The organism is Priestia sp. P1_B12_1, from assembly GCF_056406695.1.
On the sequence record NZ_JBFTZR010000031.1, the window covers coordinates 1 to 20,137 of the forward strand.

Here is a 20,137-nt window from a genome sequence, read left to right on the forward strand (position 1 = left end):
GTATAGTATAATCAGCGCTTTGCGACACGATGTCATATTGGTTTCGATCAAGCTCGCGCAGAACTACAAATGATGTTTAAAGCAAACTAGTGGGTAACGTTCATAAGAAAAGGAAACTCCCATTTACACAAAATTATTGACGGTCCCAAAATTATTTTTTGTATATTGGTTATAATTAGCTTAATGAATTAATGTTTAGACACAAATCTTAACGCTCTACTTAATATTGTTGGTACAACAGAAATATGATTTTCGCCTTTGACTTCATTAAACAATATTTTTAACTTATTATTCTCTAAGATAGATAAGCGATTTGATAATTCTTTGGTATCGTTAATCATAAATTCTTTTTCTAATGACCCTACTGCTAAAAATACACTAACTTCTAACTTTTTTTCACTAAAATACTTCATAAATTGCGGTACCTTATTTAAAATATATCTGTCATTCCACCATATAGAAGGGCTGCTTGCAATATAGTTTTGAAATGCCTTTGGGTGGGTGAATAAAGTATATAAAGTAAACAATCCGCCTAGCGAATGTCCAAAGATTGTTTGTTGCTGTAAGTTAACTTTAAATCTTTTGTTAATTTGAGGCATTAAATCTTCTTCAATAAATTTCAAAAAAGTATCTGCGCCACCCGTTTTTTGAAAATCCTCAACTCCTAATGATTTATTATAGAAGTTATTAGGAGCTGAGGGGGTAAAATCGTACAAGCGATTCGTAAGATCGAAATCATTATCTGTCAGATAACCAATACCTACAACAATTGCTGGGATAACACCTGTTTTTTCAGTTTTTCTGGATTGTAATCTTACTGCTTCTTGAAATGTTTGAAAGAAAGCATTACCATCTAAAACATAAATAACTGGATATCCAGAAGGTGGGGGGGCTTGATTAGGTTTTGAAACAAAAATTTGATACGAACGATTATCAAATTCAGAATTTATTGTCCAATCTTCAAATCTTGAAGCGATATTCTTTTCTTTGCTACAATCCATCATATAGTTCCCCTTTTTTAATTTGTTATATATATATTTAAAGCTTCTTCTTCTGGTAATACACTATCATAGCCGAAACATACAGGTGCTCCATTATGAGGGTCTATCATAATCCTTGCATCAATATGAAAAACATCTTTTAATATTTTAGGTGTAATGATTTCGAGAGGTGTTCCAATTTTAATAATTTCTCCTTCTTTCATAGCCACAATTTCATGAGAGAATCTTGCTGCATGATTAATATCATGTAATACCATAACAATGGTTCGCTTTTGTTCTTCGTTTAATTTTGCTACAATTCGTAGTACATCTAATTGGTGAGCCATATCAAGAAATGTAGTTGGTTCATCTAATAATAAAACTTCTGTTTCTTGGGCTAAAGCCATTGCAAGCCAGACTTTTTGTCTTTGTCCGCCGGATAAATTAGCAATTTGGCGGCTTCGGAAAGCTTTAATATTAGTAATATCCATTGCCCATTCTATAATCTCTTGATCTTTCCTTGTTAATTTATTTACATTATTTCTATGTGGATATCTTCCATATGAAATAAGTTCCTCTACCTTTAATTCTGCAGGGGCTGTAGGTTGCTGAGGGAGTAAAGCAAGATGCTTGGCAATTTGCTTTGTATGAATAGTGCTTAGATCTTGATCCTGTAAATAAACTTTTCCTTGTTTTTGTTTTAAAATTCTTCCCATTGTTTTCAATAATGTAGATTTACCGCAACCATTTGGACCGATAATAGTTGTAATTTTTCCTTCTTTTACTTGTAAATTCAAGTCTTGAAACACGGATGATTTCTCATAACTTGTTTCTAAATTTTCCATACGAAGAATATTCACTTATTATCTCTCCTTTTAGTCTTTTGCTTTTACTAATAAATAAAGAAAATATGGTACACCAATAATTGAAATGACAATTCCAACTGGTAATTCAGCTGGTACAAAAACTGTTTTTCCAATAAAATCAGAAACAATAACAAGTAGGGCACCAATTGCTCCACATACAGGTAGTACATAGTTATGCTGTATCCCTACTAAACGTTTTGCAATGTGAGGAGACATTAAACCAATAAATCCAATACTACCAGACACGGAAACACATGCACTTATTAATCCAATGCTACTGAACAAGAGTAAAGACTTCTCTTTTTCCACTGAAACTCCTAAACTTTTTATACTTGTTTCTTCCAATTGAAATAAATCTAATAAATAAGCTTTCTTTTTGATAATAGGAATTAGAATAAGCAGCCAAGGTAATATAGAAACAATATATTTCCAATTAGCATCGTATATACTCCCAGAGATCCAAACAGTTGCCATTTCAAAATCAGATGCCTTCATTTTTAAAGATAAATATAAAGAGAAAGCACTAAATGCTGAGCCGATTGCAATACCTGTCAACAACAGACGACCAACGTCTAATGTGCCGTCTTTCCAAGAGAAAATATAGATTAATAAAGCTGCTACTAAGCCACCAACTAATCCAAAAAACGGTAAGACCATAATGGAAAACCAGCCTGTACTAGTAACTTGACCTTGAAAGAAAAACATAAAAATGACAATTGCAGCCCCAGCTCCTGCATTAACACCCAAGATCCCTGAGTCTGCCAATCCGTTTCGTGTTACCCCTTGAATAACAGCTCCCGCGATACCTAGCCCTAGACCGACTAAACCAGCAATTACTATTCTAGGAAGTCTAAAATCAAAAATGACTAGATCATATTCAGTATTGGAATTTAAACGAAATAGAGTTCTAATTATGTCCTTAATACTCATGTCGAATGTACCATTTGTTAAGCTGACATAAATAGTTAAAATAATTAAAAATAAAGTAACTATCATTGTAATAAGGTATCGATGCCATAAGTTTTTATACATGTTTTTTGCCTCCTTTCGTTCTTATTAGATAAAGGAAGAAAGGAATGCCAACTAATGAAGTAACTACCCCTATAGGCGTTTCAAACGGATAATTAATAAATCTACTTATTACGTCACATAGAATTAGAAAAATTCCTCCAATTACCCCTGCACAAGGAATAATCCATTTATAATCTATACCAATTAAAAAACGCGTAATATGAGGGACAATCAATCCTACAAATCCAATTTTCCCTACAAGTGCAACCGCAGTACCGGTTAAACATATAACAGAGATAAGAGCTAACCCTTTTATAAGTTTTGTACGTTGTCCCAAATTAATAGAGACTTCCTCACCTAAGGACAGGATTGTAATTGATTTCGAAATCGAAATAGCTAAAACAATTCCAATCAAGCCAAATACAATGGTTAATTTCAGCATATTAGGATCAATTTGATGTAGCCTTGCATTATACCAAAAACTAACATTTTGAGAGATTTGAAAATAAGATGCAATTGCTGCAGAAAGACTACTTAAAAATGTTCCAATGACAGTTCCGATAATAGCTAACCTTACAGGAGTTAATCCATTTGGAAGTAAGGAGCCAAGGCCAAAAACAATACCAGCTCCTAGAGCAGAACCTAACATAGAATAAAAAACCATATGAAGTGAAGACATATTAGGAGCTAAAACCATACAAATTGTAATGATAAAAGCAGAACCGTCTGTCACACCCATAATAGAAGGGGATGCAAGATAATTTCTTGTCATCCCCTGCATGAGTGCTCCTGATATAGCTAAAAATCCTCCTACAAGAAGTGCACCGATTGCCCTGGGCAATCGAGAAGTCATAATAATATTATGATCGACATTTCCTGCTTCATAATGAAAGAGTGCATTCCATACTGTTTCAACATCTATATCTTTTGCACCGTATAAAATTGATATTATAATACTTAAAAAAATAAATACTGGTGCTGTAACCAGAATTATGATTGGTAACCAATTTGTTTTTCCCATACCATTCAACGCACCTTATTATTTATTTAGTTAAATCTTTTGCTGCCACTTTTAAAAATGCTGTTTTACTCCAAGCTGTACCGCCTTGAGCAAGAGGGTCAACTGAATTCACAAACACTTTGTTATCTTTGGCAGCTGTGACGCTTTTCCAAATAGCGTTGTTTTGTAACTCTTCTAAAGCTTTAGGTTTTTGGGCATTTTCACTTTCTGAAAACTGTAAAAATATGTAGTCAGGATTTATCTCTGCTAATTTTTCTAAAGAAATTAGTTCTTGTGCCTTCACAGGCTTAATCTCTTCAGGAACACTTATTCCTAAATCATTATATATAACAGGGTTTAGATATACATCTTGTGGATAAAGATAAAGGCTTCCACCTCTTACTCGTGCTACAATCACCTTTTTACCTTTTAATTTTTCACTTATTTTTTCTTTTGCTTTTGCTGCATCTTCGTTATATTTTGTTATAATTTTTTCTGCTTTCTCTTTTTTACCAGTTAGTTCACCCATTAAGTGTAGATTATCTTCCCAATTGGTTGAAATATGTGAATAGGGAAACGTTGGAGCCATCTTTTCTAATTTCTGTGTGACATTCGCTGGAGATTTAGAAGTCCATAGGATTACATCAGGTTTTAATTTTAAAAGAGTTTCATAATTTGGTTGAATTTTCTCACCAATTGACTCTGCACCATCTAAATCCTTGGCCAAATATTCAGGAATTTTCCCTCCGACAGTAACAGCACCTACTGGCTTAATCCCTAACGCAGCAGCGTCTTCCATAGATTCTAAGCTAGCAGTTGCAATCTTAGTTACATTTTTAGGCACCGTGTATTTATTATTGAGATAAGTAATTGTTTGCTTGTCCTGTTTTGTTGATGTAGATACTTTATTTTCTTGTTTAGTAGCTTTTGTTGAAGTAGTTTCTGCATTACCACAAGCTCCTAATCCAATGCTAAAAACAGTCGCCATACCAACTAGAAATATTTTCTTTTTCATTTTCATTGTCTTAACTCCCTTTTTTTATTCCTTCAGTAAGATAATCATAATTATTAATAAAATAAGCAAATTTAAATTATTAATTTCACCTCTTTTCTACATGTACCCATCCCTAATTGAAAATGATTATCATTATCTATAACAATACAAAAGTATATATCTATAGCTCTGTTTTTTCAAGGTAATTTTTACAAAAAATAAAATAATGTTTTCATTTATTTACTTAATTAGATAATATAAGGAATAATTTCTAAAAAGAAGAAAAAGTGTTGACATAACAAATGAGAAAGATTATCATTTGTTATGTTTAAATGATAATCTTTCTCATTTGTTATGTAAGTGAAAACATATTTTATAAGCAAAAATAGAGCAGGAAGGGGATTATAAGATGAAATCTAAAGAAACCTCGAGAGATTACATAGGAGATAAAAAAGTAACTATTAGTGGAACTAAAAGAATAGCAATGAAATCGAAAATAGAAGGAAGAGAATATCAAATTTTCATTTCCAAACCAATGGATGAACCACCGCCTTCAGGATATCCAATTATTTATGTATTAGATGCTAATTCTGTGTTTGGAACAATAGTAGAAGCCGTACGCTTACAATCAAAGAGATCCGAAAAAACGGGAGTCATTCCAGCAGTTATTGTTGGTATTGGTTACTCTACTGATGCCCCCTTTTCCTCTAACCGTTATTATGATTTCACAATGGCGTCTTCACCTGAAAAGTTACCTGAGCGACCAAATGGGAAGCCCTGGCCTCCACATGGGGGAGCAGATAACTTTTTGAATTTTATTGAAAAAGAATTAAAACCTGAAGTTCAAAGATATATAGATATTGATCGAAAAAGGCAGACCCTTTTTGGACACTCTCTTGGAGGGCTTTTTGTTTTAAATACTCTTTTTACAAATCCTACACTATTCCAGACATATATAGCTGGAAGCCCTTCTATTCACTGGGATAAAGAACTTTTTTTAGAGAAAGAAGAAGAATTTTATGAAAAAGTGGGTAACGAAAACATCAAAGCTAATGTATTTATTGGTGTTGGGGAATTAGAGAGAGAGCATAAAAGTGGAATGAATAGTAATGCATTAGAAGTTTCAAAAAGATTATCTCTCTTAAAGGAATGTGGAGTTTGCGTAAAGTTTAAAGAGTTTAATGATGAGGGTCATCTTTCGGTATTACTACCACTTATCAATATAACTTTAAAATATGCATTGTATCCAAATTAGAAGAATGTTGATAAATAACAATATATTCCCTTGACTAGTCAGATAGTTAAGTATATTATATATTTTGAAATTAATTGATAATGATTATCATTATCGATTGTGAGTTACTTTAGTTTCATTAGTCCATTTTAACTTCTGTATTTAATATCGAACGAAACTAGAAATCTAGTTTTAAGAAAGGAATTGATAAGATGAGCTTTATCGAAATACAAGGAAAAGTAGCTCTTGTAACAGGAAGTGCCCAAGGTATTGGAGAGGCTGTAGTAAGGAAATTATCTGAATTGGGAGCAACCGTTGCTGCAGTAGATAAAAATTCTGAGAAGCTAAAGCACCTTGTAAATCAACTAAAATCTGAAGGTATGAATGCTATCGCTTTTCCTGCAGATGTAAGTAATAGTAAAGCTGTGGAAGAAGTAGTGACTAAAATTGAAGATGAGGTTGGACCAATTGAAATTCTAGTGAATGTGGCAGGTGTACTGAGAATGGGACTTGTGGAAGCATTCAGTGACGAGGATTGGCAAGATACTTTTGCCGTAAATACCACGGGAGTTTTTAATGTATCTCGTTCTGTAAGTAAACGTATGGTAAGTCGTAAAAAAGGTTCTATTGTAACTGTTGGATCAAATGCTGCTAGTGTTCCTCGTATGTCAATGGCTGCTTATGCAGCTTCTAAAGCAGCAACTACAATGTTTACAAAGTGTCTGGGATTAGAGCTGGCTCAGTATAATATTCGTTGTAATCTAGTTTCTCCTGGATCTACAGATACTGAAATGCAGTGGTCTCTATGGAAAGATGAGCATGGAGCCAGAACAGCCATTGAAGGTACTCCTGAAGCATTTAAAGTAGGAATCCCACTACAAAAAATTGCAATGCCTTCTGATATAGCAGATGCAGTTCTCTTTTTAGTATCTAATCAGGCAAATCATATTACAATGAATGATTTATGTGTAGATGGGGGAGCAACTTTAGGAGTTTAAATTTCTTACCTATATAACTTTTCCAAAAAGTATTTCGTAATTAGAAGGAGTATGAAAGTTATGAAACATAAAAGTAGTTCTATTTTGTTAGAGAAACAGCTTTTAAATGATTATCAAACTGGAGACTTTTTTTTAGCCTCCCCTAAAAGAACAATTTTAGGAAAGGGCACCTTTGCAGTTGTTCCAAATGAAAAAGAAACGAATAATCAAGTTCAGGGTCTTACGAAACGTGTTTCAGATGTACTAGAAGGTGCTAAAAAACATGGTCATATTAATCCAGTAGTTGTAGGCGCGGTACCATTTGATTATAAAAGCTCTGCTCAATTAATTGTTCCTGAAACAGTCCAGCAATCTACTCCCTTAAAATTTAATTCGGGGGATCACTTAACAACATCAACGCAACCTACATATGAAATAAAAGCTATACCAGAACCTGAACAATATGAAAAGGGTGTAGAAAAAGGAATTAATTACATAAAAATAGGACATCTAGAAAAGATTGTTTTATCAAGGTCACTGTACCTTAATTCATCAGAAGCAGTAGATATTAACCAACTACTTCATAATCTAGCACAGCATAATAATCACGGTTACACTTTTGCTGTTGACCTATCTAAAGATATAACAGAGGATTCCAATACAAATACCGAATCCACAAGAACATTAATTGGGGCAAGCCCTGAATTACTTGTTTCCAGAACGGGTGGCAACTTACTGGCTAATCCACTTGCTGGATCTAGACCTCGTAGTAAAGACCCAATTGAGGACCAACGACGGGCAACAGAGTTACTTTCTTCTGCTAAAGATTTACATGAACATGCTGTAGTAGTACAAGCAGTTGCAGAAGCCCTTCAACCATATTGCAAAACGATAGATGTACCTAGCGAACCGTCATTAGTACATACAGAAACTATGTGGCACTTATCAACAGAGATTAAAGGAGAGGTTGCTGATTCTTTAACTTCTTCCCTACAATTAGCACTTGCATTGCATCCTACTCCTGCTGTTTGTGGCTCTCCTACAGAAGTAGCTAGAGCAGCAATTAAGGAAATTGAGCCTTTTGAACGAGGATTTTTCACTGGAATGGTTGGATGGTGTGACTCAAATGGTGATGGTGAATGGGTTGTTACAATACGTTGTGCTGAGGTAGAACAACATTCACTTCGCTTGTTTGCTGGTGCTGGAGTAGTTGCTGAATCAAAACCAGAAGAGGAATTAGCTGAAACGTCAGCTAAGTTTCGTACTATGCTTCTTGCTATGGGAATTGACAAAGAATTACTTATATCAACTTTGGAGGAATAAAAATGTTAAATGGATGCCCTTCTTGGCCTAAAGAGTTTAAAGAATTTTATAGAAAGGAGGGGTGCTGGAAAGGAGAAACCTTCGGAGGGATGTTGCGCGAACGGGCAAAAGACTATGGTGATCGTATTGCCATTACTAGTGGAGCAAAAAATCTTAGTTACGCTCAATTAGATAAAAGGGTAGATCAGCTAGCTACTGGGTTTCAAACATTAGGAATAAAGAAAGAGGACCGTGTAGTAGTTCAGCTTCCAAATATAACTGAATTTTTTGAAGTTTGTTTTGCATTATTTAGACTAGGTGCATTGCCTGTCTTTGCTCTTCCAACTCATCGTAGCAGTGAGGTTAACTATTTTTGTGAATTTGCTGAAGCTGTTGCATATATCATCCCTGATAAACATTCAGGATTTGATTATCGTTCTTTAGGAAGAGAAGCTCAACTTCAAGTTCCTAACTTGCAACATGTAATCGTGGTGGGTGAACCTGAAGAATTTATAGGATTATCTAACTTATATATGGATCCAATTAAAGATGAACCAAGTATATCTCCTAGTGATATTGCTTTTCTACAACTTTCTGGAGGTAGCACTGGCTTGTCCAAGTTGATTCCACGAACGCACGATGACTACATCTACAGTTTACGGATTAGTGATGAAATATGTAATATTGACCAACATAGTGTGTATCTAGCAGTGCTTCCCGTAGCCCATAACTATCCACTTAGTTCGCCTGGGGTACTTGGTACGCTATATGCAGGTGGCAGAGTTGTTCTTTCGCCTGCTCCTAGTCCAGATGAAGCTTTTCCACTTATTGAAAAAGAGCAAGTAACAATTACTGCCCTTGTACCGCCACTTGCGCTAATATGGCTAGAAGCAATAAAATCTCGACACTACGATTTTTCTACTCTTAAGGTAATACAAGTAGGTGGAGCAAAATTTAGTGCTGAGGTTGCTAGACGTATTAAACCTGCATTTGGTTGTGATTTACAGCAAGTATTTGGGATGGCTGAAGGGTTAGTAAACTATACAAGATTGGATGACCCTGAGGAAATCATTGTTAATACTCAAGGAAGACCGATGTCCTCATATGATGAGATTCGTGTAGTAGATGAGGACGACCAGGATGTAGAACCTGGTGAGGTTGGACAATTGTTAACAAGAGGTCCTTACACAATCCGAGGTTACTACAAGGCTGAAGAACACAACACTAAAGCATTTACCTCCGATGGTTTTTATCGTACAGGAGACTTAGTAAGTTTAAATTCATCAGGCTATCTTGTAGTAGAAGGACGTGATAAAGATCAAATAAATCGCGGCGGTGAAAAAATTGCAGCTGAAGAGGTTGAGAACCAGCTTCTTGCTCATGATGCGGTACATGATGCTGCTATTGTTGCAATGCCAGACCCATTCCTTGGGGAACGATCATGCGCTTTTGTAATTTCTCGTCATCAAAATGTCACGACTAATGAACTTAAAAACTTTTTAAAGGAACGAGGTCTAGCCACCTTTAAAATCCCTGATCGAGTAGAATTTGTTAGTTCATTCCCATATACACCTTTGGGAAAGGTAAGTAAGAAAAAATTACGTCAGATGATTGCAGAAAAACTTACATTTAGTAATTTAACTCATTTATAAAATATATTAAATCAAAGGGAGTGATTCGATGGCTATTCCAGCTATCTCACCATATGTAATGCCTGTAAAATCAGATTTACCTGAAAATAAAGTATCTTGGAAACTTAATCCAGAAAGAGCAGTCCTTCTTATTCATGATATGCAGCAGTACTTTCTCAACAATTACACGTTAGATGCTTCGCCAATAACGGAGCTTCTAAGAAACATTCAATCTTTAAAGGAAAAGTGTGTAGCACTTGGTATTCCAGTAGTCTATACAGCACAGCCAGGCAATCAAAAAGCAGAAGATCGAGCTTTACTTACAGATTTTTGGGGGCCAGGGCTTGAAGATGACCCTACTCAAACAAAGGTAGTGGATGAATTAGCGCCTAATGAGAACGATATAGTACTTACAAAGTGGAGATATAGTGCATTTAAAAGAACTAATTTGGAAGAGATTATGCATAAACAAGGTCGCGATCAATTAATCATTTGTGGTGTATATGCTCATATTGGTTGTCTTTTAACCGCAAGTGATGCTTTTATGCAGGACATTCAATCATTTTTTATTGCTGATGCTGTAGCAGATTTTTCTTTAGAACACCATAAAATGGCCATGAAATATGCTGCTGACCGTTGTGCAGTTACTATTTCTACACTACAACTACTTGAAGAACTGAAAAATAATCAAAATACTATAACTGAAGAAGAATCTGAAGTTAATTCGCATGGCTTAACACTGGAAGGTGTAAAGAAACAAATCGCTGAATTGCTTGATGAGCCAATTTCAACTATTGATAATAATGAAAATTTAATTGATCGAGGATTAGACTCTATTAGAATCATGAGTCTTGTCGAGAATTGGCGAAGTAAAGGAATTGAAGTTAATTTTATGAAGCTTGCTGAAGAACCGACAATTTCAAACTGGTGGAAGCTAGCTTCTTCTGTAAAGTCAAAAACGGTATCTCATATCGATTAACAAAGAAGGAGGGGACATAATGAATATTGATCAAAAGATGCGCCGGGCTTTGTCCGGCGCACAGTCTGGTATTTGGTTTGCTCAAAAGCTTGAGCCGGAAAATCCAATTTACAACACGGGTGAATACATAGAAATCAACGGATCTATTGAACGAGAATATTTTGAAATTGCACTGAGACAAGCAATAAAAGAATCAGATACATTACACGTTCGCTTTGGCGAAGATCAAAATGGACCATGGCAAGTGATTGATCCACCAACTGATTTCCCTATACATTATATTGATGTTAGTGCAGAAGAAAATCCTGAACAAGTGGCTAAAGCATGGATGAAAAAGGACCTCTCTAGCCCAATAGATCTTCAAAATGATGCAGTGTTTAATCAAGCCCTATTTAAATTAGCGTCTAATCGTTTCTTCTGGTATCAACGTATTCACCATATTGTTATGGATGCCTTCGGTTTTTCACTCATTGCACAACGTGTATCTACTATTTACACAGCACTAGTAGGTAAACATTCATATGACAAAGGTGTTTTCCATCCGTTCCATCAAGTTTTAGAAGAAGATAGAATTTATCGTAATTCAGAGAAATTCGAACAGGATCGTCAATTTTGGTTAGACCGTTTTTCTGATCACCCTGAAGTTGTCAGTTTAGCTGAACGTGCACCTAGAACTTCTAAAAGTTTTCTTCAGCAAACAGGCTACTTATCACCCTCTATGACAGAATCATTATATGTATCTGCGCGTCGCTTCAAAGGGAGTTGGCATGAATTAATTATTGCAGCAACAGCCGTTTATATAAGCCGTCTGACTGGGGCAGAAGATGTAATTCTTAGTTTACCAATGATGGGTCGATTGGGAACAAAGTCTCTAAATGCTCCTGGTATGGTAATGAACTTACTTCCTCTTCGTTTAGTAGTACGACCTGATATGAGTTTTACAGGATTATTAAATCAAGTATCAAAAGAAATACGCAATGTAAGACGTCATCAAAAATATCGTCACGAAGAAATGCGTCGTGACCTAAAATTGATTGGAGATAATCAACGACTATTTGGCCCTCAGGTCAATGTTATGCCATTTGAATACGGATTAGATTTTGATGAAAGTAAAGGAATTACACATAAGCTATCTACTGGACCCGTTGATGACCTATCGATTAATGTTTATAACCAGTCTAATGGGAATGGACTAAGAATTGATATAGACGCAAACCCTGAGGTTTATAGTAATGAAGAGTTAAAAATTCATCACAATCGTTTTGTAAGATTACTTGAGAAAATCGCAACTTATGAAAATGATCTGCCAATAGGCAATATTGAACTTCTTTTGTCTGAGGAGAAGAAAAAGGTACTACTTGATTGGAATAATACTATTCAAGCATTGCCATCAGTTAATTTACCTACATTATTTGAGAATCAAGTTGATACAAATCCAGATTCTACTGCCTTAGTATATCAAGGTCATGCCCTTAGTTATAAAGATTTAAATAAGAAAGCAAACCGTCTTGCTCACCTGTTAATAAATCAAGGGATTGGACCAGAGAAATTTGTAGCTTTAGCTTTTCCACGCTCAGCAGATATGGTTATTGCAATGTTAGCCGTTCTTAAGACAGGAGCTGCATATTTACCTATAGATCCAGATTATCCAGCAGACCGAATTGAATTTATGCTTAGTGATGCTCAACCTGTTTGCATGATTACAAGTAAAGCAGTTGACTTACAAGTATTTAGTAACAATACCAAGTTAATTGTATTGGATGATCCAGACACAGATTTAATATTAAATAAATATTCAGATAGAAATGTAAAAAATACACAGATTACTGGAGCTCTTTCTACTCTTAATCCAGCTTATATGATTTATACATCAGGTTCGACTGGAAAACCTAAAGGTGTTGTTATTCCATCGGAAAGCTTAATTAACTTCCTTTTATCAATGCAGAATCAATTTGCCTTGACCATGAAAGATAGACTTCTTGCTGTAACAACAATTGCCTTTGATATATCAGTTTTAGAAATATTCCTTCCACTTGTCAGTGGAGCAAGTTGTTTAATAGCTACAAAAGAAACCGTACAGGATCCTAAAGCTTTGACAGATATGCTTCATCAAAATGACATTACTATTATGCAAGCTACTCCGACACTTTGGCATGCACTTGTAACAAATTATCCTAGTCAACTACAAGGGCTTAGAGTACTTGTAGGGGGAGAGGCACTTCCAATTAGTCTAAAACATGCATTACATGATTTAGGTTGTGAAGTTACTAATTTATATGGTCCAACTGAAACTACAATTTGGTCTTCCTCAGCTATTCTTGATGCTGAAGGACAAGGTACACCATCTATTGGCTATCCAATTTGGAATACACAAATGTATGTTTTAGATAAAGGTTTACATCCAGTTCCAGAAGGTGTAGTAGGAGATTTATATATAGCAGGGACTGGGTTAGCGCGTGGATACTTAGGTCGCCCTGATTTAACAGCTGAACGATTTGTTGCTAACCCATATGGTCCGAAGGGGAGCCGGATGTACCGTACAGGTGACCTTGTTCGCTGGCGAGAAAATGGTTCATTAGAGTATATTAGCAGAGCTGATCATCAAATTAAAATTCGGGGATTCCGAATTGAATTAGGCGAAATTGAAGCTGTACTTGCCCAACATACTAATATTAAACAAGTTGCAGTTATTGTTCGTGAAGATCAACCAGGTGATAAACGTTTAGTTGCTTATTTAGTGCCTTCTCTAGAAGAAAGCTTAGATTTGGGTAACCTTCGTCAGTATATGAGCCATAGTCTACCAGACTATATGATACCATCTGCGTTCGTAGTTATGCAGGAGTTGCCTTTAACTCCTAATGGTAAGCTTAACCGGAAAGAATTACCTGCTCCTAATCTAACTGCAATGATCACTAATCGGGCTCCTAGAACACCCCAAGAAGAAATATTAAGTGACTTATTTGCTGAAGTTCTGGGCCTTTCCAAAATTGGAATTGAGGATAGCTTCTTTGATTTAGGTGGTCATTCTCTTCTTGCTTCTACACTAATGATGCGTATAAGAGATGCTTTTGGAGTAGAGTTAGGGATTGGTAAAATTTTTGAAGCACCTACGGTTGCAGGTCTTGCTAAACAACTAGATAACGGAAAGAATGCTCGTTTGCCTGTGAAAAAATATAAAAAATCGGATAGTATTCCACTTTCTTTTGCACAGCGCCGATTATGGTTTCTTAATCACTTAGAAGGTCCTAGCCCGACTTATAATATTCCGGTTGTGGTGAAGCTATCTGGAAGGTTAAATACGGATGCACTTCAAAAAGCACTAAATGACGTGATAGAACGCCATGAAACTTTACGTACTATATTCCCAGAAGCTAAGGGTACTTCATATCAACATGTTTTAAGCCCTACAAAAGCACAGGTAGAACTTTTGAGATCGGATATTAATGCCAATGAACTTCAAAATAAACTAGTTGAGGCTGTACGCTACAGTTTTAATCTTGCGGTAGAACCAGCTATTCGTGCCCAACTTTTCGTATTAGGTCCAAATGAACATGTTTTACTGTTGCTGATACACCATATTGTAGGGGATGGATGGTCATTAACACCTCTTACACGTGATCTTGCTCTAGCTTATACAGCACGCTGCGAAGACGCTACGCCACAGTGGTCACCACTACCTGTACAGTATACTGATTATGCTCTTTGGCAGGAAAAACTTTTAGGCAGTGAGAGTGACAAAGGTAGCCTAGTCGCTGAACAAATTAATTACTGGAAGAAAGCATTAGCTAACCTTCCGGATCAGATAGAAATCCCTACAGATTATCCACGTCCATTAGAGGCTAGCTATCGCGGGGAAACGTTAAATTTTCAATTAAGTTCAGAATTGCATAGAAACTTACTTAATTTTGCACGGGAAAATGGTGTTAGTTTATTCATGGTATTACAATCTGCACTTGCTGTACTACTTACAAGACTTGGAGCAGGTAATGACATACCTATTGGTAGTCCAATTGCTGGACGTAATGACGATGCATTAGGAAATCTTATAGGGCTTTTTGTGAATACTTTAGTGTTACGAACGGATACATCTGGAGATCCAAGTTTCCGAGAGCTTCTTGATAGAGTAAAGAAAGTTAACTTAAATGCTTATGAACATCAAGATTTACCTTTTGAGCGTCTCGTTGAGATTCTTAATCCAGTGCGTTCTCGTTCTAGACATCCATTATTTCAGATTATGTTGGCTTTACAGAACACGCCTAATCCTAAACTAGATCTTCCAGATATTCAAACAGACCTTCAAATTAACAGTGTAGGAGCCTCAAAGTTTGATTTAACAATGGAATTTAGAGAACTACATACTGAAAAGGGTAAACCAAATGGTCTGAGTGGGTTCCTTGAGTATAGTACAGATCTATTTAAACGTAATACGATTGAGCTCTTTATTGATAGACTGTTAAAAATATTAGAATCGGCAGTTTCCAACCCAAATCAATCAATTGGTCAGTTAGAAATGATGACAATAGAAGAAAGGAACAAGATTCTTTTAGATTGGAATAAGAAGTCTGAGCGTATATCAGAACATTGTTTACCAGAATTGTTTGAGAAACAGGTAACTAAAAACCCTCAAAATACGGCAATAGTGTTTGAAAATACTAAATTGACATATGAAGAGTTAAATATAAAAGCTAATAAACTTGCACATTTGCTAATATCTAAAGGAGTAGGACCAGAACAATTTGTAGCCCTAGCATTGCCAAGATCATTAGACATGATTGTAGGTCTAATAGCTGTACTTAAGACCGGAGCCGCATATTTACCTTTAGATCCTGAATATCCTCATGAACGAATTATGTTCATGTTAGGTGATGCAAAACCAACATGCATACTTACTAGTTCCGGTCTGGTATCTAAGCTGCCTAAAATGGATGATAAAGTAACAGTATTACTTGACGAGATAAGTACCATAGAGGAATTAAAGCTCTATCCAAGTAGTAACCCAATGGATTCTGATCGTATACAGCCTTTGTCTCCCTACAACGCTGCTTATATTATTTATACGTCTGGTTCAACTGGTGTACCAAAAGGGGTAGTTATTCCTCATCAAAATGTAGTTCGACTTTTTGAAGCTACGAAACAATGGTTCCATTTTGATTCAAGTGATGTATGGACAATGTTCCATTCTTACGCATTTGATTTTTCAGTATGGGAAATTTGGGGTCCATTATTGTATGGGGGTCGTCTTGTAGTAGTGCCTCATGAAATTAGCCGATCACCAGAAGACTTTTTGAAGTTGCTTGTAAGTGAAAAGGTAACAGTTCTTAACCAGACTCCATCTGCTTTTTACCAATTCATGCAGGCTGATAAAGAGAATTCTAATATAGGTCGCAATCTTTCTTTACGATTTATTATTTTTGGTGGAGAGGCACTGGAACTTAGCCGTTTAGACGATTGGTATAGCCGTCATCCAGAAAATTCTCCAACTCTCATTAATATGTATGGTATTACAGAAACAACCGTACATGTTAGCTATTTAGAGCTTAATAAAAGTAGTACTTCCATGAGAGCAAACAGCCTCATTGGTACCGGTATACCAGATCTTGATGTGTATGTATTAGATGCATATTTACAACCGGTTCCACCAGGAGTAGTTGGGGAACTTTATGTCTCTGGAGGTGGATTAGCTCGTGGTTATTTAGGTCGTCATAGTCTAACTGCTGAACGTTTTGTAGCAAATCCATTTACTTCCTCAATTACTAGAATGTATCGTACAGGGGATTTGGCTCGTTGGCGTGAGGATGGATCCTTAGATTATATTGGCCGTGCAGATCATCAAATTAAAATTCGTGGATTCCGAATTGAATTAGGGGAAATTGAAGCAATTCTTGCCCAACATACTGATATTAAACAGGTTGCAGTTATTGTTCGTGAAGATCAACCAGGGGATAAACGTCTAGTTGCTTATATTGTAACCCCTTATGAAAATAGCTTTGAACCATCCTACTTGCGTCGATATGTTGCTGATAATCTACCAGACTATATGGTTCCATCTGCTTTTGTGGAGATGACAGATTTACCATTGACGCCGAATGGTAAGCTTGACCGTAAGGCATTACCTGCACCAGATTTTGGACCAATAGTTGAAGGGCGTGGTCCTAGAACTCCACAAGAAGAAATTTTATGTAATTTATTCATGGAAGTTCTTGATTTACCCCAGGTAGGAATTGATGATGGTTTCTTTGACCTAGGGGGTCATTCCCTGCTTGCTGTACAATTAATGAGTAAAATTCGCGACTCTCTCGGGGTAGAATTGAGTATTGGCAACTTATTTGAGGCTCCAACAGTTGCAGGGCTTGCCGAACGCCTTGAAATGGGAGCAAGTCAAAGCGCTTTAGATGTTCTATTACCTCTTAGACCAAATGGGGACCAGCCTCCATTATTCTGCGTCCATCCAGCAGGAGGACTTAGTTGGTGCTACGCAGGGCTGATAAAGTCTTTGGGTTCAGATTATCCCATCTATGGACTGCAAGCCCGTGGTATCTCTGAACAAAAGGGATATCCCCAGTCTCTGGATGAAATGGCGGCTGGTTATGTGGAGCATATTCGTACAATTCAGTCTACAGGTCCATATCATTTACTAGGTTGGTCCTTGGGGGGGAATGTTGTACACGCAATGGCCACGCAATTGCAAAATCAAGGAGAGGAAGTTAGTCTCGTCGCCATGCTAGATGCTTATCCAAGTCATTTCTTACCTATCAAAGATGCCCCTGATGAAGAGGAGGCACTTATTGCGTTACTTGCTTTAGGAGGATATGATCCTGATAGTTTAGGAGATAAACCATTAGATGATTCTAGTGCGATTGAAATCCTTCGAAAAGATGGGAGTGCTTTAGCTAGTCTGGAAGAATCAACAATCTTGAACCTTAAAGAGACATATGTAAACTCTGTGCGCATTTTAGGAGAGTATAAACCTAAGACATTTAATGGAGATATCTTATTTTTTAGATCGACAATTATTCCTGAATGGTTTGATCCAATTTATCCTGAAACATGGAAACCATTTATTAAAGGGTCAATTGAACAATATGATATTAATTGCCGTCATAAAGATATGTGTCAACCAAAACCTCTGGCTGAAATTGGAGAGATATTGGCAAATAAGTTGCTTTCATTAAAAAATAATATATTGAGCAAATAATGAAGGGAAAGATAATAATGACTAATCCTTTTGAAGATAAAAATGGAACTTATGTAGTAATTCTTAACGATGAGGGTCAGTATTCTTTGTGGCCGACATTTATTGAAGTTCCTTTTGGTTGGAAGGTTGTATATGGGGAAGATAGTCGTCAGTTTTGTCTAGATTACATCAACTCAGAATGGAAAGATATGCAACCTAATAGTTTAAAACTTGTTACGAGTGCTGGTAAGGGTAATTGAATGTAAATATACAACTTAACCCTAAATTAGTGGTTAGTATTATATATGTAATAGCCATGTTTATGGCTGCAATGGATGGGACAATTGTAAACGTAGCCCTTCCTACAATTAGTAAAGAATTTCAAATTTCTCCTTCTAGTACTGGTGGGATTAATGTCGGTTATCTAGTAAGTCTGGCTGTATTTCTTCCTATAGCAGGATGGCTTGGAGATAGATGTGGTACAAAGAAAATCTTCTTAATAGCATTGAGTATATTTACGATTTCTTCAGTTTTGTGTGGGTTAGCTAATAACCTTCACTCCCTAAATCTATTTCGGATATGTCAAGGGGCTGGAGGAGGATTGCTAACTCCAGTAGGTATGGCAATGCTCTATAGAACATTTTCACCAGAAGAGCGCCCTAAAATAGCAAGAACACTTATACTTCCTATTGCAGTTGCACCTGCTCTTGGGCCAATCCTTGGTGGTTTTCTAGTTGAACAATTCTCTTGGCCTTGGGTATTTTATATTAATCTCCCATTTGGGATTTTAGCATTGCTATTTGGTTTAATATTTTTAGTTGAGTATAGAGAGCCTAAGGCAGGTCGTTTAGACCTGCTAGGTTTCTTGCTTTCAGCTGCAGGTTTATCAATGGTAATGTATGCATTAAATCAGGGTCCAATTACAGGGTGGATTTCCCCATCAATCCTTATCATAGGAGGAAGTGGCTTCACTCTACTTTCTTGCTTTATATTAGTTGAGTTACGTGTAAGTAAGCCTATGCTAGATCTTCGTTTATTATCTGATGGATTATTCCGAACCATGAGCATTATTTCATTACTTTCGGCTGCAGGTTTGCTAGGTATACTTTATGTGTTTCCTTTAATGTATCAAAATGCACTCAAAGCTTCAGCCCTAGAAAGTGGGCTTATTACATTCCCTGAAGCATTAGGTTTAATTGTTGCTTCTCGAATGATGCCTTGGTCAAGCAAAAAGTTAGGTGTTCATCGAGTTATTATGATTGGATTACTAGGTGCTGCAATTATGCTTTTATTTCTAAGCATGGTTGGATCAGAAACAAATCCTTGGATTATTAGAATGTTATTATTTAGTATTGGCTTTTTCTTAGGACATACTGTAGTTTCCGTACAGGCTACTATATTTAATAACATTAACTCTGCTTCGATGGGACAGGCAACAACATTATTTAATGTTCAGAACCGTATCGGTTCTGCCGTTGGCATAGCGATATTAGCGAGCCTACTTAAAGCATTTGGTATTGGTTCTACTGATACACATAGAATGGCTGATTTCCAGTTAATACCTTACCAATTCGCACTAATTGGTTCTGCATCATTTTTATTAGGAGGATTATTTTTCACTCTATTTATTCGAACGACTGATATTACAAATCCAAAGGCGAATCAATCCACTAATAAGCCCTCTCATATAGCGAGAAGTGCAAAAGTTGGAAATTAATTTAATCCGTTAAACTTATACTTTTTACACAAACTCAAGGGGTGCTGCTAATAAGCAGTGGCCCCTGTTTGTTTAGTTAAAGGAATTTAATTATTTATCTTACAATCATTTATTAAATCTAAATAAAATTGGGACCGTCAATAATTTTGTGTAAATACGAATTTCCTTTTCTTATAGATGTTATTCACTAGTTTGTTTTAAACATCATTTGTAGCTCTGCGCGAGCTTGATCAAAACCAATATGACATCTTGTCGCAAAGCGCTGATTATAC

Annotated in this window: 13 protein-coding genes; 8 read left to right on the forward strand and 5 right to left on the reverse strand. The window is 36.1% G+C overall.

What is annotated here, in order from left to right; all coding sequences use genetic code 11:
* Positions 1-188: 188 nt before the first annotated feature.
* From AC1D0Y_RS28470 to AC1D0Y_RS28490, 5 genes are read right to left on the reverse strand one after another with little or no spacing between them, the layout of a single operon-like run.
* A complete protein-coding gene (locus AC1D0Y_RS28470; protein WP_377552570.1) occupies positions 189-1,001 on the reverse strand; it encodes an alpha/beta hydrolase in 813 nt (270 codons plus the stop codon).
* A 17-nt stretch (positions 1,002-1,018) separates the two neighbouring features.
* On the reverse strand, positions 1,019-1,825 hold the full coding sequence (locus AC1D0Y_RS28475; RefSeq protein WP_377552625.1) for an ABC transporter ATP-binding protein: 807 nt from the start codon (positions 1,823-1,825) through the stop codon (positions 1,019-1,021).
* Between the two features lie 30 nt (positions 1,826-1,855).
* A complete protein-coding gene (locus tag AC1D0Y_RS28480; protein WP_477708320.1) occupies positions 1,856-2,878 on the reverse strand; it encodes a FecCD family ABC transporter permease in 1,023 nt (340 codons plus the stop codon).
* Entirely contained in the window at positions 2,871-3,878 is a 1,008-nt protein-coding gene (locus AC1D0Y_RS28485; RefSeq protein ID WP_477708321.1) for a FecCD family ABC transporter permease, read from the reverse strand. The genes AC1D0Y_RS28480 and AC1D0Y_RS28485 overlap by 8 nt, the downstream gene beginning before the upstream one ends.
* 22 nt (positions 3,879-3,900) lie before the next feature.
* Positions 3,901-4,872, reverse strand: coding sequence for an iron-hydroxamate ABC transporter substrate-binding protein (locus tag AC1D0Y_RS28490; RefSeq protein WP_477708329.1), 972 nt, complete (start codon positions 4,870-4,872; stop codon positions 3,901-3,903).
* A gap of 388 nt (positions 4,873-5,260) precedes the next feature.
* Between AC1D0Y_RS28490 and AC1D0Y_RS28495 the strand changes: the two genes are divergently transcribed.
* The 8 genes from AC1D0Y_RS28495 to AC1D0Y_RS28530 all read left to right on the forward strand — a co-directional run bounded on the left by AC1D0Y_RS28495 (position 5,261) and on the right by AC1D0Y_RS28530 (position 19,865).
* Entirely contained in the window at positions 5,261-6,106 is an 846-nt protein-coding gene (locus tag AC1D0Y_RS28495; RefSeq protein ID WP_477708322.1) for an alpha/beta hydrolase, read from the forward strand.
* Positions 6,107-6,297: 191 nt separating this feature from the next.
* Positions 6,298-7,083, forward strand: coding sequence for a 2,3-dihydro-2,3-dihydroxybenzoate dehydrogenase (locus AC1D0Y_RS28500; RefSeq protein WP_477708323.1), 786 nt, complete (start codon positions 6,298-6,300; stop codon positions 7,081-7,083).
* A gap of 60 nt (positions 7,084-7,143) precedes the next feature.
* A complete protein-coding gene (dhbC, locus tag AC1D0Y_RS28505) occupies positions 7,144-8,385 on the forward strand; it encodes an isochorismate synthase DhbC (RefSeq protein WP_477708324.1) in 1,242 nt (413 codons plus the stop codon).
* Positions 8,386-8,387: 2 nt separating this feature from the next.
* Entirely contained in the window at positions 8,388-10,016 is a 1,629-nt protein-coding gene (locus tag AC1D0Y_RS28510) for a (2,3-dihydroxybenzoyl)adenylate synthase (protein WP_477708325.1), read from the forward strand.
* Positions 10,017-10,044: 28 nt separating this feature from the next.
* Positions 10,045-10,974 (forward strand): isochorismatase, encoded by a 930-nt coding sequence (locus AC1D0Y_RS28515; protein ID WP_477708326.1) that lies wholly within the window; start codon positions 10,045-10,047, stop codon positions 10,972-10,974.
* Between the two features lie 19 nt (positions 10,975-10,993).
* Positions 10,994-18,169 carry an amino acid adenylation domain-containing protein gene (locus tag AC1D0Y_RS28520; RefSeq protein WP_477708327.1) on the forward strand — a complete coding sequence of 2,392 codons (7,176 nt, stop codon included), beginning with the start codon at positions 10,994-10,996 and terminating at the stop codon, positions 18,167-18,169.
* Positions 18,170-18,186: 17 nt separating this feature from the next.
* On the forward strand, positions 18,187-18,408 hold the full coding sequence (locus AC1D0Y_RS28525; RefSeq protein WP_251622751.1) for an MbtH family protein: 222 nt from the start codon (positions 18,187-18,189) through the stop codon (positions 18,406-18,408).
* Complete coding sequence (locus tag AC1D0Y_RS28530; RefSeq protein ID WP_477708328.1) at positions 18,405-19,865, forward strand: MDR family MFS transporter; 1,461 nt, start codon at positions 18,405-18,407, stop codon at positions 19,863-19,865. Before AC1D0Y_RS28525 ends, AC1D0Y_RS28530 begins: the two co-directional genes overlap by 4 nt.
* Positions 19,866-20,137 lie beyond the last annotated feature (272 nt).